Source organism: Microbulbifer maximicatervae (SeqCode) (genome assembly GCF_052467325.1).
Genome location: NZ_CP174310.1, coordinates 572122 through 588833, shown reverse-complemented (window position 1 = coordinate 588833; position 16712 = coordinate 572122). Strand labels below are relative to the sequence as shown.

Annotated in this window: 10 protein-coding genes; 7 read left to right on the top strand and 3 right to left on the bottom strand. The window is 53.4% G+C overall.

What is annotated here, in order from left to right; all coding sequences use genetic code 11:
• Nucleotides 1-111: 111 nt before the first annotated feature.
• Nucleotides 112-2310 (bottom strand): bifunctional 23S rRNA (guanine(2069)-N(7))-methyltransferase RlmK/23S rRNA (guanine(2445)-N(2))-methyltransferase RlmL, encoded by a 2199-nt coding sequence (gene rlmKL, locus ACJJIE_RS02945; RefSeq protein ID WP_444893494.1) that lies wholly within the window; start codon nucleotides 2308-2310, stop codon nucleotides 112-114.
• A gap of 434 nt (nucleotides 2311-2744) precedes the next feature.
• Between rlmKL and rmf the strand changes: the two genes are divergently transcribed.
• Nucleotides 2745-2996, top strand: coding sequence for a ribosome modulation factor (rmf, locus tag ACJJIE_RS02940; RefSeq protein ID WP_108733677.1), 252 nt, complete (start codon nucleotides 2745-2747; stop codon nucleotides 2994-2996).
• 63 nt (nucleotides 2997-3059) lie between these two features.
• On the opposite strand, the gene ACJJIE_RS02935 is transcribed toward rmf, so the two are convergent.
• Together ACJJIE_RS02935 and ACJJIE_RS02930 are read right to left on the bottom strand one after the other, a co-directional pair.
• The gene (locus ACJJIE_RS02935) at nucleotides 3060-4097 is read right to left on the bottom strand and encodes a quinone-dependent dihydroorotate dehydrogenase (protein ID WP_413662444.1); all 1038 of its coding nucleotides are present in this window, start codon (nucleotides 4095-4097) and stop codon (nucleotides 3060-3062) included.
• 104 nt (nucleotides 4098-4201) lie between these two features.
• Nucleotides 4202-9091: an NAD-glutamate dehydrogenase gene (locus ACJJIE_RS02930; protein ID WP_444894741.1), complete on the bottom strand. Its 4890-nt coding sequence runs from the start codon at nucleotides 9089-9091 to the stop codon at nucleotides 4202-4204.
• A 315-nt stretch (nucleotides 9092-9406) separates the two neighbouring features.
• Between ACJJIE_RS02930 and ACJJIE_RS02925 the strand changes: the two genes are divergently transcribed.
• The 6 genes from ACJJIE_RS02925 to ACJJIE_RS02900 all read left to right on the top strand — a co-directional run bounded on the left by ACJJIE_RS02925 (nucleotide 9407) and on the right by ACJJIE_RS02900 (nucleotide 16692).
• On the top strand, nucleotides 9407-10378 hold the full coding sequence (locus ACJJIE_RS02925) for an AAA family ATPase (protein ID WP_282932305.1): 972 nt from the start codon (nucleotides 9407-9409) through the stop codon (nucleotides 10376-10378).
• Nucleotides 10378-11355, top strand: a complete 978-nt coding sequence (locus ACJJIE_RS02920) for a DUF58 domain-containing protein (protein WP_444893493.1) — start codon at nucleotides 10378-10380, stop codon at nucleotides 11353-11355. Before ACJJIE_RS02925 ends, ACJJIE_RS02920 begins: the two co-directional genes overlap by 1 nt.
• Nucleotides 11356-11482: 127 nt before the next feature.
• Entirely contained in the window at nucleotides 11483-12028 is a 546-nt protein-coding gene (locus tag ACJJIE_RS02915; RefSeq protein WP_444893492.1) for a DUF4381 domain-containing protein, read from the top strand.
• Nucleotides 12021-13061, top strand: a complete 1041-nt coding sequence (locus ACJJIE_RS02910) for a vWA domain-containing protein (RefSeq protein WP_444893491.1) — start codon at nucleotides 12021-12023, stop codon at nucleotides 13059-13061. Before ACJJIE_RS02915 ends, ACJJIE_RS02910 begins: the two co-directional genes overlap by 8 nt.
• A gap of 2 nt (nucleotides 13062-13063) precedes the next feature.
• A complete protein-coding gene (locus ACJJIE_RS02905; RefSeq protein WP_444894740.1) occupies nucleotides 13064-14929 on the top strand; it encodes a vWA domain-containing protein in 1866 nt (621 codons plus the stop codon).
• Nucleotides 14923-16692 (top strand): BatD family protein, encoded by a 1770-nt coding sequence (locus ACJJIE_RS02900; RefSeq protein ID WP_444893490.1) that lies wholly within the window; start codon nucleotides 14923-14925, stop codon nucleotides 16690-16692. Before ACJJIE_RS02905 ends, ACJJIE_RS02900 begins: the two co-directional genes overlap by 7 nt.
• Nucleotides 16693-16712: the final 20 nt, after the last annotated feature.

Genomic DNA, 16712 nt, shown 5'->3' with positions numbered 1-16712 from the left:
TAGAGAGCTCCCATAATATCTGCAGACCTGAAGATCTGCAGATATTACTTGCTGTGAATACGCTTACACTAAAATATTTCAGCAATGTGGAGCCCCATTATTCAAGCGAGTTTATTTTACCCGCAGCTCCCAAACATTGTGAATTTTTGGGTTGCGCTGAAAGTCCTTATCCAAAAGGTTCAGCTTCTCTACCGAATATTCACTGGAAACGTCCTCGTCCATCTTAAAGCTGCGCAAGTTGTTGGAAAACACCAAGCGACCTTGAGGCGACAACAGGGACATACACTGACGAATCAATTTCCCGTGGTCCCTCTGAATATCTAATACCCCGCTCATCTTCGCGGAATTGGAGAAACTCGGGGGGTCCATGAATATTAAATCGTAATGGCCTTTCCTGTTCTGTTGAGCAGATTCAAGCCACTGTAAACAATCGGCCTCGACCAACTGATGGCGATAAGGATCCATGTTATTAGCACGGAAATTTTGTCCCGCCCAGTTTTGATAGGTTCGCGACATATCGACACTAGTGCTTTGCTTGCAACCACCCAGAGCCGCTTGGACCGTCGCACTGGCGGTATAGCAGAAAAGGTTTAGGAATGTTTTACCGGCAGAAATCTCTCGTAGATATTTGCGCACCGGGCGATGATCGAGGAAAAGCCCTGTATCCAGGTAGCTCCACAGATCTACCGCCAACTCAGCACCATACTCCCCAACCCAGAGTTCCTTTCTGGATTCGGTCTGCTTCTGATACTGACTTCCACCCTTACCTCCGCCCTTGTGGCTGTGCCGACGGCGTTCTTTAATACTGACATTCGCGCGAGGCAATTCGAGCACGGACTGAAGGGCCCTTAACAAATCGCGCAAGCGTCCCCGAGCTTTCTCCTCCTCGATAGTGGCCGGCGGACGATACTCCTGCAAATGTGCGTACACGGCGCCATCCAGGGTTTTATAGATATCGATCGCCGCAGCATACTCAGGCAAGTCCGCATCGTAGAGGCGATAACAATCCACGCCACTCCTCGCGGCCCATTTACCCGTAGTGCGCAGATTTTTGCGCAAGCGATTCGCTACCATCTCCGCCTGGGGTGACAACTTCGACCCAGTGGCTTCACTCGCCGCCGCCCCACTTTGCGCGCGAACCTCAAACATCAGCAACTGACTGGGGATACTGCCATTGTATAACTGGTACTGCTTGTGAGAGCGTAAACCGGTGGCATAACCCAGTTCCGGATTGCCGGTAAACACACCGACCAACCAGCCCGGGAACTCCGCTTTTAACTGCCGCCCCAGTTCAAAATAGGTCTCCCGCAAAGCCTCCTGCTCACCCAAGCGCTCACCGTAGGGTGGGTTTGTCAAAACCAATCCCGCTTTGACTTCTCTATGACTCGGTACCCTAAACCCTGCTACTGGGCGGCAACTCACTCGCACCTGGCGCTCCAGACCGGCCCGGGCAATATTAGCTTCAGCCGCAAACAAGACTTTCGCATCGGCATCGTAACCGCGAATCTCTGGCAGTTCGCGAGCCAGGCCAACGCCTTGACGCTGTAATGCCTCCTCGCGAAGCTCATTCCAGATATCGCTTTGGTGGTTCAGCCAACGCTCAAAACCAAAGCTATCCCGCATTAATCCCGGTGCTATATCCGCAGCGATCATCGCCGCCTCCACCAGAATAGTGCCCGAGCCACACATCGGGTCGAGCAATGCTCCACCCTGCTCGGCAATCTTTGGCCAGCCGGCTCGCAGCAACAGCGCTGCCGCAAGGTTCTCTTTCAGTGGGGCTGCACCGATATGGGTTCGGTAGCCACGGCGATGCAAGCTGTCACCGCTTAGATCGATGGCGATATCCAACTTATCCCGATGCAAGCGCAGGGCAACCGTCAAATCTGGATGATGTTTATCAATACTTGGACGGGCTCCCGACTGGCGGCGAAGGCGGTCGACAATAGCATCTTTTGCTTTTTGAGCACCGAACTGACTATTGCGGATCTCTCGATTGGTCCCAGAGAATTGCATCCACAGTTTGCCCGAGGGGCGAATGTGGAGTTCCCAGGGTTGCTCGGCAACTGCTTGGTAGAGGTCTTCAGCGGTGGCTACATGCACCTGCACCAAACGCAACATAATGCGGTTTGCCAAGCGACTCCACAGACAGCAGCGGTAAGCCAGCTTCAGGGAGCCGGAAAAATACACTGCTGCCGGCTGCTCCCTTACAGACCCTGCACCCAGGTCGCGTAATTCATTAGCGAGCAGTCCCTCTATTCCCTTGGGACACGTAGCCGTAAACTCAAATTCTTCGGTTTGTAAATCTGTCAAAATACTTACTCATTAAGCTCCTCCTGTGGAGGAAGTTTTGTGCGCCAATAAAGACCGCCCACTTAAAGCTGCCGGCAACGTCTGCGCCGCCAGTACGCACAAATAAAACTTGGAGGCAAAACCTTTACCGCCCCCAACTAGGGAAATTGAGCATTATCGCCTTGCCCAAAAGAGGACGATTATCCCATTTTGTGGCAGAAGAGAATACGCCCTGCCGTTAATTACTACCTGCCCCATAAGTCATACTGTCAACTAGAGATGTTTTCCGATTCCCACGCAGCCACTTTACTCTTACTAATAAGGTGGATTGGGTCGGTCCGTTCAAAGACTTATTTCCTTCACTAAAATTCATTGAGAGACACCCCAAAATAGAGCCGTTTGCGAACCTGCCGACAAACTGTCCACAGACCGACAAAGTAGAGGTGCCGTATACGATGAAACGCCAAAAACGAAATCACGCCGACAGGGCATTTTACAAGGGCTATTTGGCAGCCCTGAACAACAAGTCTATGGATAGCTGCCCATTTGTCGAAGAGGATCCTCATCAGGAGTGGATCAATGGTTGGCGTGAGGGGCGGGAAGATTACTGGAATGGCTTCGACAGAGTGACCAAGGCGCAAAAACTGGAAATTTATGGCGCCGTTTCTACCGACATCCAATACCCTGACGGGTGGAGTACCATTTAGCGATGGCAAGGGGGCTTATCGTCAAAAGCCCCCCTTTTCCTAGCAGTCAGCAACTGATACAGCTTACCCTTGCTCTGTTCGGCGACGCTCCAAAGCAATTGCCTCTGCCGCCTCACGAATCAATTCAGGCCCCCGATAGATAAAACCGGTATACATCTGTACGGCAGTCGCCCCAGCACGAATCTTTTCAGCCGCACTGTCACCATCAAAAATACCGCCAACCCCAATAATCGGGATCTGCTTGCTCAACTCTTTCGATAACAGCTCGATGACCTTGGTGGATTGAGCTCTCAGGGGTTTTCCGCTCAAACCGCCCTCTTCGCTACCATGGGGCAGCTTGGCGACTGAAGACTTATCGATCGTCGTATTGGTAGCGATCACGCCGTCGATATCGTACTCACACAGCGCCTCAGCTATCTGCGCCACCGCATCGCCTTCCATATCCGGGGCAATCTTGACAGCGACAGGGACGTAGCGATCACTCTTTTGAGCCAGCTCCATCTGCTTGTCTTTGATGCTGCCCAGCAAGCGATTGAGACTGTCACCAAACTGTAGGTCACGTAGCCCTTTGGTATTGGGAGAGGAAACGTTGGCAGTGATGTAGTCGGCGTAGCGGTACACCTTCTCCATACACAGGCAGTAGTCATCGGCGGCCTTTTCCACTGGAGTATCAAAGTTCTTACCTACATTGATCCCCAAGACACCGCTATAACGGCGCTTTTTCACTCGTTCAATCAGGTAGTCAACACCGAGGTTGTTAAAACCCATACGGTTAATAATCGCATCGGCCTCTTCCACCCTAAACAGCCTTGGCAGCGGATTGCCAGGTTGGGGGCGCGGTGTCACGGTGCCTACTTCAACGAATCCAAAACCCAGGGCTCCGAAACCATTGAAGGCCTGCGCATTCTTATCCAGACCAGCGGCCAAACCAACCGGGTTAGGTAGAGTGAGCCCCATCAACTCGACCGGATCATCCGGCACCGACTTTTTGTACAGGGACATCAAACCGAGACGCTCTGCAGCGCCAATGGCATCAATCGACAAATGGTGGGCCCGCTCAGGGTCAAGCGCAAACAAGGCTTTACGCAGTGTTGAATACATACCTTTCCTTACGTGGGGAGGCGAACCCTTCAGAAAAACGAAGGGCTCTATCTTGTGATGACGATACTACAGGGACCTTTGAGCGGCCCCTGGGCTCTATTCCGCTACTGTTCTGCCAGGGTTTCCCGGTCCGCAGTGGCGTGGGCGAGATACATTAGCTCGCGCAAAGCCACAGTGAACATGGCAAAGTCGCCGACAGAAGTAGACTTCAACTCGGCAATCATATTGTGCCAGCGTTGAATTGCGGGCGCCATGATAGCGCTCCAGCGGGACATTGCACCCTCTACATCAAGATTTTCAGCCTTGCCCAAGCGGAGGATGTTCACCGCCAGTGTCGACAACTGGCTGTCCAGGTCATCCATACTGGTCTCCCGAGCCTGCGCCTGCCAGAAGCTGTCTACCGGCAAATCGACGATCAGATTGCCAAACCAATGCAGGTTCAACTCATCCGACAGCCTGAAGTAAACCGTGGCAACTTCCTCTACGGCCGTATCGCTAGCTCGCGCCGACTCGGAAATACCCAGTGCCGAGTAGAGGTAGGTGGGCGACGCCGACAGCAGGGCCAGGGCCTCTGGTACCCCTGCTTCCAGGAGTTTCTGGTAGCGCTGCTCCCATTCGTTAAGGGGCTCGCCACTCAAGACCTGCGGCAACGCTGTAATAACCCGCTGTACCGGCTCCTGGAACAGCTCGCAGTTGGTAGCTGGCTCCAACTCATTGCGGCGATTGCGCAGGAACCACCGGGTTGCCCGGCGCACACGGCCTATCATCGAGTTCAGCAGTTCCGTTTGCAGCTCCGCTGGCACCTTGTAGTCCAGCGCAGCCAGCTGCTCCTGGAAGTCGTGCATCTCGTACACATCGCGAGCGCTGACGTAAGCGGCAGTTACATCGTTCACATCGGCGCCAGTAGCTGTACCGATACGGTTGTAGAAGGTGATACCCATACTGTTAACCATCTCATTGGCGACCTGGGTAGCCACGATCTGGCGCAACAGCGGATGGTCATAGACTTGGTCGCGATAACGCTCGACCAATTTTTCCGGGAATGCAGACTCAACCGCAAAACGCACCCGCTCATTGTCGGTGATTTGTGCATTTTGCAGCTCTTCTTTCAACTTGACCTTCACGTATGAAATTAGAACCGATAATTCAGGGCGGGTCAGGGACTGCCCTTTGTGCTCGCGTTCAGAAATCTGCTCGTTATCAGGAATAAACTCCAGCGCGCGGTTCAATCGGCCGTCGTCTTCCAAAGTGTTGATGGTTCTGCGGTACTCATCCAGGCGCTTGGCAACCTGATATTCCGCCACACTGAGGGCAAAAGTCTGCTCATAGTTATTGTGCAGCACCAATTCACCGACAGCATCGGTCATCCCATCCAGCAGCTCATTGCGCTGCTTTTCCGTCAAATCACCCTGGGCAACGACTTTATCCAGAAGGATCTTGATATTTACCTCGTGGTCAGAACAATCCACACCAGCCGCATTATCGATAAAGTCGGTGTTACAACGCCCGCCATTGAGAGCAAACTCAATACGTCCACGCTGGGTCATACCCAGGTTGCCGCCCTCGCCAAAGACTTTGGCACGCAACTCCCGGCCATCAACGCGCAAGTGATCGTTGGACTTATCACCAACTTCGGAGTCCGTCTCGGTAGTAGCCTTAACATAAGTGCCAATACCGCCATTCCAGATCAGATCCACCGGCGCTCTGAGCAAGGCACTAATCAGCTCGTTGGGGTTCAGTTGATCCTGTTTGATATCAAACGCTTCTTTCATTTCAGGCGTAATAGCAATGGCCTTGGCGCGACGCTCAAAGATACCACCACCTTTGGAAATTAATTTGCGCTCGTAATCTCTCCAGCTCGACCGGGGCAACGCGAACAAACGCTGGCGCTCTTTATAGCTGGATTCTGCATCCGGATTGGGGTCCACAAAAATATGCAGGTGGTTAAAGGCCGCTTTCAGGCAGATATGCTCAGACAGCAACATGCCGTTACCAAAAACATCTCCACCCATATCGCCAATGCCGACAACAGAGAAGTTTTCTTTCTGGACATCCACCCCCATCTCACGGAAGTGGCGCTGCACCGATACCCAGGCTCCACGGGCTGTAATACCCATTTTCTTATGGTCGTATCCCTGGCTGCCACCGGAGGCGAAAGCGTCGCCCATCCAGAAGCCATACTCCCCGGCAATGTCGTTGGCAATATCTGAGAAAGTCGCCGTCCCCTTATCCGCAGCCACTACCAGGTAGGGGTCATCCTCATCCCGGCGAACAACATATTTGGGTGGTACAACTTCGCCGTCTTTCAGATTGTCAGTGATATCCAAAAGGCCGCGAATAAAGGTTTTGTAGCAGGAGATTCCCTCTTCCATCATGGCTTCGCGACTGCCATCGGTAGGCGGGCGTCGAACAACAAATCCACCTTTTGCACCACTGGGTACAATAACCGCATTTTTCACCGCTTGGGCTTTTACCAGGCCCAGAACTTCTGTGCGGAAATCTTCCAGCCGGTCAGACCAACGCAGGCCGCCGCGAGCGACTTTACTGCCGCGCAAGTGCACACCTTCCACACGAGGGGAGTAAACAAAAATCTCAAACTCCGGGCGGGGTTCGGGAATGCCGGGAATATCCCGGGGACTGAATTTGATCGAAATATAATCCTTGGGCTGCCCTTCATCATCCACCTGGAAGAAGTTAGTGCGCAGGGTCGCCAGGATTAATTCCAAATAACGGCGCAGAACCAAATCTTCATTCAGGTTATCAACCGTATCCAAACCATCGTGAATTTTAGCGATCAAGCGCTCGACACGGGGCTGCTCCTGCTTACCAGTGCTTAAACGGGGATCGAACATCGCCCTAAACAAGGCTACCAGGTTGCGGGTGATATCCACGTGGCTGGCCAGGGTAGCGGCAATATAGCTCTGGCTGGCACCAGACTTGGTTTGTTTCAGGTAACGGGCGTAGGCACGAAGCATGGATACTTCGCGCCAGTTAAGGCGGGCGGCCAGCACCAGGCGATTGAAGGCATCGCTTTCCGCCGTATGATTCCAGATCGCCGCGAACGCATCCTGGAACAGGCCACGGGATGCCTGCGCATCAATTTTGGTGGGCAGACCAAATTCCAGATGGAATTCGTGCATCCACACATCGGTATAGCCACGGGGGCGAATCGTATAGGGGAATTCACCAATAACCCGCAAGCCCAGATTTTCCAGCACGGGAATCACGTCGGAGAGCGTCAGGCCGCTGCCCCAGTTGAATACCTTGAACCGCAGGCTGCCCTGAGCGGCCCCCACCGGCTGGTAGAAACTCATTGCCACCCGGTTATCTTCACTGAGGCTCTGAACGGCTGCTACATCCTGCACCGCAATACGAGGCTCAAAGTCTTCACGGTACCCCGCCGGGAAGGCGCGGCCAAAAGTACGATAGAGACGACTGCCCTCTTCTTCCCCGCTATTTTCAATTAGTGATCTTTGGAAAACATCTTCCCAGGAGCGGGTAATATCCACAATTTGCGCCTCCAGCAGCGCGACATCAAAATCAACAGGCTCATCGGGGGACACGCGGAAAACAAAATGAACCCGCGCGAGAATGGATTCGGAGAAGAAAGTGGTGAAGTCCGAGTCCTTCGCATTAATCGCTTTGGCAATATGCGCGCAAATCACCTCGCGCACATCACTGTTAAACAGCTCACGGGGAACGTATACCGTGGCAGTAACAAATTTACCAAAGGGGTCGCGACGCATAAACAGACGAAGGTGAGCCCGCTCATTTAACTGCAGCACACCCATTACCACGTCAAACAGCTCTTTGGTGCTGCCCTGGAAAAGTTCATCCCTTGGGAAGGTATCGAGAATCCGGCGCAGGGCTTTGCCATCGTGCCCCTGTCCGGAGAGACCGCTAGACTCGATGATCGAGGCCATCTTGCGGCGAATAATCGGAATTTTCGCCGGGCTCTCGGTGTAAACCGGCGAGGTATAAAGCCCCATAAACGCCGCTTCACCAATCACCTCACCCTCGGTGTTGTAGCGCTTAATCATCACGTAGTCCGAATAGGCCGTGCGGTGCACCCGGGACTTAACGGAGGACTTGGCAAATGTCAGGTAATTGGGCCCTTGGTAGAAACGCTGCTTCCCCTCACTAAAAGAGGTTTCCAGCATCGGCGCAGCCTCTTCCAGCTTTTTGAAAATACCGAGCCTGCGGTCTTCAACTTCATTGAGGATTTTTTTATCCCCGACAACACTGAACTCGTATTCGCGATATCCCAGGAAGGTGAAGTTACCATCGCGCATCCACTGTAAAAATGCACTAGCTTCCAATAGGTTGGTGTCTTCGTCTGGAAGTCCCGCCTGTAACTGTCCCTCCATTGCGCTGCAGGTTTCCAGCATCGGGACATAGTCGTCCACTACCAGCTCCACATCGCCGAGTACGTCTTTTAAGCCAGTCATCATGCCTGAAGCGAACTCAGATGAAGTGTCGTGATTAATCTCGACATAAATCATCGCTTCGTTCGTGATGCGCTTCCCTTTTGCCTGCGGCTTTTCACCCAGTAACTCTTCCTCTGGCGGCAACAGGCGAGTCAGTTTCCCCTTGGCATCGCGTTCGACTCGAACTACCGTACTCTTTATCGAATGAGTCACTGTATTTCGGCGATTGATCTCCATGCGAATGGAGTCCACCAGAAATGGCATATCCCGCTGCAGCACGCCAATGACCGTATGCGAGCACTCCCAACCATCGTCTTCGAGGCGGGGGTTAAAAACCTTCACCTTGGGTAGGCCGCCCGGGCGCTGTTGAATAAAGTTCCACCAGGTGTATATGCAGCCATAGACGTCAACAAGACGACGACCGGCCAGATCCTCTAATGGGTACTGATTGAGGAACTGCTGGGCAAAAGCCACAACGGGTTCGGCTTCGCTGGTCAGCTTGTCACGAATCAGCTCGCAAATCTGCGCAACTAATTCTTCACGGCTGTCGGTAATAACCGTCGCCATATTCACGGGGAACCTCCCAATCTCATTTTTGTCACATCGAATCCAAACACTGTAGATCCGAAAAGGTCATCATCTCAGCCCATACGCAGCTGCAGGGTCGAGTCCTAAAAATTACACTTTCAGTCAGACAGTGAGGAGAAGTCCATTCCACCTCAGAATCTAGTCGGCTCGGCAGAGGCCTACGTCTCAGGAGTTGCCTCTTCATTTGGTGCCGCTAAAATCATCAGTCGCCACCTTCTCGGCGGCGACTATATATAGATGGTAGAAAGCCAGCCAGGTCCGTGCGGCGGCTAAATTCTCAGAAGAAGAGATACTATGGAAGCAAACCAGACTATTAGGGATCATATCGCCGCTTTGGGCGATTGGTTGGAAGAGCAGATTATCGGTCAAGAGAGATTGGTTAACCGATTGCTGATCGCCATGCTGGCCGATGGCCACCTTTTGGTGGAGGGAGCGCCAGGCCTGGCCAAAACCAAGGCCATTAAAACACTGGGCGAAGCTATTGAGGGTGACTTCCATCGCGTTCAATTTACGCCAGATCTGCTTCCGGCGGATATTACCGGCACCGACATTTACCGGCCGGAAACCGGAGAGTTCCATTTTCAACCAGGTCCAGTGTTTCACAACCTGATACTGGCCGATGAGATTAACCGTGCGCCAGCCAAAGTTCAGTCGGCGCTGCTCGAAGCTATGGCAGAACGGCAGATCAGTGTCGGCCGAAAAACTTATCCCCTTCCCCAGTTATTTTTGGTAATGGCTACCCAAAACCCTATTGAGCAGGAAGGGACTTATCCTCTGCCAGAGGCACAATTAGATAGATTCCTAATGCAGGTAAATCTTGCCTATCCCAATGCGGAGGCGGAAGCAAAAATCCTGCGCCTGGCCAGATCCGAGGCTAGCCTTGGCGAAAATCGCCCCACTGAAATTATCAGCCAAGAAACCATTCTTCAGGCGCGCAACCAAATTCTGGAAATGCAGATGGTTGAGGCCGTGGAAACCTATACTGTCCAACTTGTCATTGCTACTCGCGAGCCGGCGAAGTATGACAGCGAGCTGGCGTCATGGCTAGATTTTGGTGCAAGTCCGAGAGCAACAATTGCATTGGATCGCTGCGCGCGCGCTCACGCCTGGCTCGCCGGGCGCGACTACGTCACCCCAGATGATGTGATGAATGTCGCTCCCGATATTTTACGCCACCGACTCCTGTTGAGTTTTGAGGCAGAAGCGGCGGGAATTACTACCGACCAGGTAATTGAGCGATTACTTCAACAGGTGCCTGCGATCTGATGTCCGCTGAAGCACCCCCAATTGAGCTCGAACTGCGCGGGGCATATCCCGAAGTAACGCCGTTGGTACAAATGCGCTACGCCGCACGGCAGTTGCAATTATTCAAACCGCGCCTGGCCCGCAGTGACCAGGCCGGCAGCCTGCTCACTCGCTATCGCGGCCGCGGCATGAATTTTGAGGAAGTGCGGAACTACCAGGCCGGCGATGATGTGCGCTCCATTGACTGGCGCGTAACAGCTCGAACCGGCCAAACCCACACCAAACTTTACCAAGAGGAGCGCGAACGCCCGGTAGTTATCCTGTTGGATTTGCGCTCGCCGATGTTTTTTGGCAGCCAAAGGGCATTTAAATCGGTGACGGCTAGCGGCATCGCTGCAGCGCTGGGTTGGGCTGGTTTACAGCACAGCGATCGGATCGGGGCGCTACTTTTCTCCGACCGGGAAATAGACACAGTGCGCCCGCGCCGCAGCCACCACGCCGTACTTTCGATGATTCACAGTACGGTTGCCCGCGCTGCGGAACTGAACAGCCCCATCCCCGAACAGGGCAGCCAAACACTGAAAACATTGCTGGAGGAAGCACGAAGAATCGCACGCCCCGGTAGTGCGCTCTTTTTAATCAGTGATTGTCACGATCTCGACGAGAGCTGCTCACAGCCACTCTATCTTTTATCCCGCCATGCCGACCTCCAGGTACTGAGGGTATCGGACCCGCTGGAGCAACATCTGCCCGGCCAATCCCTCACTATATCTGACGGTCGCCAGCGCACATTCCTTCATGCCGGCAATCGGCCGGTACACGAACATTTTGCCGAAAAGCAAGCCCGCGCCCGCGCCGAGGTTGAACAACTGTGCCGACGTTATCGGCTGCCGTTGCTGGACTTTGATAACACCCAACCGCTTATTCCAGCACTGATGTCCGTCTACGGCTCGCGGCAAAGAAATAATGGCTGGCAAAATACGAGAAGGCCCAAGTAGTAATGAGTTTGAAAGTGCAGAAAAAGCTAGTCGCCAGTGTTTTGGCGAACCAAGGAACGAAGGCAAAACGCACTGGCAATTTAATTGAGGGCCAGTCGTGATAAAAGGAAGTCTTCTGGCAAAACAAATGCAATCCCCAACACCGCAAGCGCCTTCGCCCGAGGCCCAGGAACTGTTATCGCAACTCCGCGATATACAAGAGCCCAATGCGGTTAATTGGTGGCCACCCGCTCCAGGCTGGTGGATGTTGGCCGTATTAATTCTTGTCTGTGTGGCCGCCGCTGCCCTATGGTGGCGGCAGCGGCGCAAAAAAATTGAACGCAATCGCTATCGTGTCGAAGCAGCCTCACTGCTCGCCGCAGTAAATACTGAGGAGCTGGATGCAGTTCCAGAAATTAATGAAATACTTAAGCGAGTGGCAGTTACAACATACAGTCGCACAGAGTGCGGCAATCTTATCGGCACAGCATGGGTCGAATTCCTGAAAAAGTCAGCCCCACTCGAGTGCCCCTCTGATGCGCAACAAGCACTCGTCGAAAACCTCTATCGTGGCAGCTGTGACCCAGACAAAAACCGAGCGCTACAGGAATATGCCATTTTGTGGGTGAAGCAGCATGGACAACCCACTAAAAACAACCCTCAACACCAGGGCGGGGAGGCCGCGCATGTTTGAATTCGCCTGGCCATGGGTTTTCTTTTTAGCCCCACTCCCGCTGCTCGCTCGCTGGCTGCTACCCCGCTCCAAACCCATGAGCAGCGCCCTGAAGGTGCCATTTTATTCTGAGCTATCCCAACGCGGCGGCGGCGAACAAAGCAATCTGCTCAATCTCTTTTTGCTGATTCTGATCTGGCTGCTTTTAATTAGCGCCGCAGCCCGTCCCCGATGGTATGGGGAGCCGATATCTCAACCCAGCAGCGCAAGGGATCTCCTTATTGCCGTAGATATTTCAGGCAGCATGGAAACGCCCGATATGGTAATTAATGGCCGACCGGCGATGCGTATCAATGCAGTAAAACAAGTGGTTGGTGACTTTGTTGAACGGCGCAAAGGTGACCGTTTGGGGCTGGTACTGTTTGGTACTCGCGCCTACCTGCAAGCCCCACTTACCTACGACAGAGAGACGGTAGAAACTCTACTAAAAGAGGCCCAGATCGGCTTTGCTGGACAGGGAACTGCTATCGGCGATGCCATTGGGTTATCGGTCAAACGCCTGACCCAACGCCCCGCAGAGCAACGCGTGCTGATACTCCTCACCGATGGCGCCAACACTGCGGGGGAAGTCTCCCCGCTCAAAGCTGCCGAGCTGGCACAACAAGCGGGCATTACGGTTTACACCATCGGTGTAGGTGCCGACGAAATGGTTCAACCTGGCCTTCTGGGGAGCCGTTTTGGCAGCCGTAGAATTAACCCTTCGCGAGACCTCGACAGCAAGACACTCAAGGAAATTGCCGACAAAACCGGAGGCCGCTATTTCCGCGCCCACAACCCGCAGGAGCTGGCAGAAATCTATGCCGAACTGGATAAATTAGAGCCTGTCGAACAAGAAGCGGAAAGTTACCGCCCCATGAAGTCCCTGTTCACCTGGCCCCTTAGTATCGCCCTACTACTGGCTGGAATTTGGGCCCTGATTCCCCTGGCGAGCAATTTTCAGCTTCCTGCCAGACGAGAAGAGTTAAGTCGTAACAATGGAGGTCAAGCCCAGTGAATATGCTCGACCTAATCCAATCCTTCCACTTCCTGCGCCCTGGGGTTCTGTGGCTGCTAATTCCCGCAGCACTACTCTGTTGGGGATTGGCAAAGATGGTGCTCAACAGCGCTCAACTGCAAAAGGTCATAGACCCAGATCTGCTGCCTCACCTTCTACTGCGCGGTGGCAGTAAAAGACCCTGGTTATTCGCATTAATATTTGCGCTGCTGGTCGCGATGATTATCGCTCTGGCCGGCCCCGCCTGGCGCAAGCTGCCAACTCCGGTGTACAGCAACCAGGATGCCCTGGTCATACTGCTAGACTTGTCACCGTCCATGATGGCGACAGATCTCTCGCCCAATCGACTAACCCGCGCCCGCCTTAAAATTTTGGATATTTTGCGCCAGAGAAAAGACGGCCTCACCGCGCTCGTCGCCTATGCCGGAGAAGCCCATGTCGTCACCCCTCTTACCGAGGACACGGCTACTATCGCCAATCTGGTACCCGCGTTGTCGCCCTCAATCATGCCCGTCCCCGGCAGCAACATCGAAATGGCCGTCGATACCGGGATTCGCCTGTTAAAGGACGGAGCTGCCGGACGCGGGCAATTACTTGCCGTTACCGATGGCATAGACTCAGTGGCCGCTGATGAGGTCGCCAAAGCTCTGTCCAACGCAAAAGTTGAGATGAGCATACTCGCCGTGGGCAGCGGTGAGGGCAGCCCCATCCCACGGGGGAATACCGGTGGATTTGTGACCGATAGTAAAGGGGCCATCGTCATCTCCAATTTCGATGCCAGTGAGCTTCGCCAGCTCGCCCAGTCCAGCGGGGGGCGTTTTGCCAAAATTACAGTAAATGACAGCGATATCGACTATTTACTGCCTCAAACTGACAGCCCGCAACAAGCGCAGCTCACTGAAAGGGAGTTCGACCAATGGCGGGATGAAGGGCCGCTATTACTCCTTTTAATACTACCTTTTGCAGCCCTACTCTTCCGTCGGGGAGCTCTGGCATGCGCCCTGCCCTTACTGTTGCTAACTGGGGTTTCAAGTGAAAGCCAGGCTATTGAGTGGCAGGATTTATGGCAACGCAAAGACCAGCAGGGCCAGCGCCTATTAGAAGAGGGACAGCCGGCAGAGGCCGCGCAAGAATTTCACAACCCCGAATGGAAAGGCACTGCCAACTATCGCGCAGGCAACTACGCAGAGGCCCAGGAAAATTTCGCCCAAAGTAATAATTCACAGAGTCTGTACAATCTTGGCAACAGCCTGGTGCAACAGGGGGACTACGACAAAGCTATCAAAGCCTACGATGAAGCCCTGCAAAAGCAGCCCGAGTTTGCCGATGCCGAGCACAATCGAGAAATTGCTGAAAAGCTGAAAGAGCTGCAAGAAAAACAGCAGCAATCCCAACAGCAGTCCGGTGAACAGCAGCAAAGCGAGCAGGAACAGAACCAGCAGGGCCAGCAGCAGAGCCAGGAACAACAGCAAAACCAAGAGCAGCAAGCTGAGAACAACGAACAGCAGTCCAGCGAGCAGCAACAACAGGGCAATAATCAACAGCCCTTTGGTTCATCAGAGTCCTCTGAGCAACAGCCCCAAGGTGAGGAGCAGCAGGGCTCCCAAGAAAAGGGCCAGGAAGAGCAGGAGAGCGAACAACAGGGTGAAGAACAACCGCTGCAAGGGGAATCGCAGCCTACTGGGGCTGAAGAAAGCCCACTCGACCAGGAAACCCAACAAGCCCTGGACCAATGGCTCCGTCAAATTCCCGATGATCCAGCCGGCCTGATGCGCGAGAAGTTCAAATACGAGAGCCTGCAAAGGCGCCGTGCCTATCGCAGCGGAGAGTGGGAGCCACCGGAAAATGGGGCGACACAAAGATGGTAAAGAACAGTAGAGCAATGTCGCTGGATTCAAGGACACTGATTTCAAAAATGCCTATGGACGCAATCATTAACAACCGAATAAAACTTTGGAGCCTCCCACTCAGCCACGCCTTCGCTTTGCTACTTCTTGCAATAGCACTTTGTCTGTCGACACCGGTTTTAGCAAGCGATCTCAGCGCAACGGTCGATAGAGATAAGATTGGAATTGATGAGACAGTCAATTTACGTGTGCGCTATTCAGGAGACAAAAGTGGTGGACAACCGGACTTTGACTTGTTGGAACAGGATTTCGATATTCTCTCACGCCAACAGTCCAACCAGTATCGCGTTATCAATGGCCGTGCAGAGAGTTTTGTCGAGTGGGTACTGGCGCTAGCCCCCAAACGGGAAGGCAAACTGTTTATCCCCTCTTTTAACTATCAAGGAGAGGTTTCCGATGCGGTTCCCGTCACGGTCACCGAGGCGCAAAGTGGACCTAACGGCGGTGAAAAGCAGGCTTTTCTGGAAGTAACACTCGACAAGGAAAAGGTCTATGTCCAAGAGCAACTGCTGGTAAAAATTCGCCTGTACACCACTATCGGCTTACACGATATCGCAACAGAGCCTCTCAAGGTTGCCGGCGCTCATGCAGAAAAAGTCGATGAGCAGCGATATGAGCGCAAGCTCAATGATGTGAGCCATGCGGTTTACGAAGTTACCTACGCCGTTTTCCCAGATAGCTCGGGCAAGCTCAGCATACCCGCACTAACCTACGTGGCCATCGCTGGGCGCAGGGACCCCTTCTCCCTATTTAATCGCAACAGTCAAAGGCTTCGACTTCGCTCCCAGGAGAAGTCTATTGAAGTGCTGCCAAAACCCGCTGACTACTCTGGCAGCCAATGGCTGCCCGCTGCCAGTCTCGGCATTGTTCAAAGCTGGAGCCAGGACCCGGACACCTTTGCCGTAGGCGAACCTATTACCCGAATTCTTACCGTACGTGCCGAAGGGCTCAGGGCCGCACAGTTGCCCCCACTTCCCAAACTCAACGTGGATGGCCTTAAAACTTACCCCGATCAACCGCAACAAGAAGACCAGGTTGGGCCCAACGGCGTTACCGGAAGCCGTATTGAGACAACCGCGATTGTGGCTACACAACCCGGGGACTACGAGCTTCCTCCCGTCACTGTGACCTGGTGGGATACAAAAAGCCAACGACAACGCACCACTCAACTACCGGCATTCCGCTTCTCAGTTTCCGGTACTGCTGCTGCAGTAACCAGCGACAATGAAACCAGTGCTAAAGTACCTCAGTCAGCTACACCCACCGAACAAGTCGGTACTGTGAGCCATTTTTGGCGCAACCTGGCTATTATCGCGATTGGCTCTCACTTACTGTGGGTGCTGTACTTTTTCTTTCAGAGGCACAAACCCGCCCAGCAAATACCTAGCAACCACACCCAGGCTCCCGACTTACAACGTGAAACCCGTGCCCTTAAAAAAGCTCTGGAGAGTGAGAACCCCATCCATATCCAGCAAGCCACTTTAAAGTGGCTTGCTGCAAAGTGGCCGCAAGTAAATGGGAAGAGCTTGGCTGAGACCGCGAGGCAACTGAACATCCATGAGCTGGATCAGCTCCAAGCAGTTCTGGACGCCGCTATTTACAAGTCACCGGCTAGTCCTTTGGACATCAATAAGGTGAAAGCAATAGTCGACTCACTAGTGAACGCGAAACCTGAAAGTGAACCCCGTGAAGCAGATAGCGCCCTGCCCTCACTGTTCTCTTAACAGGAGCCACTTCAAATCAA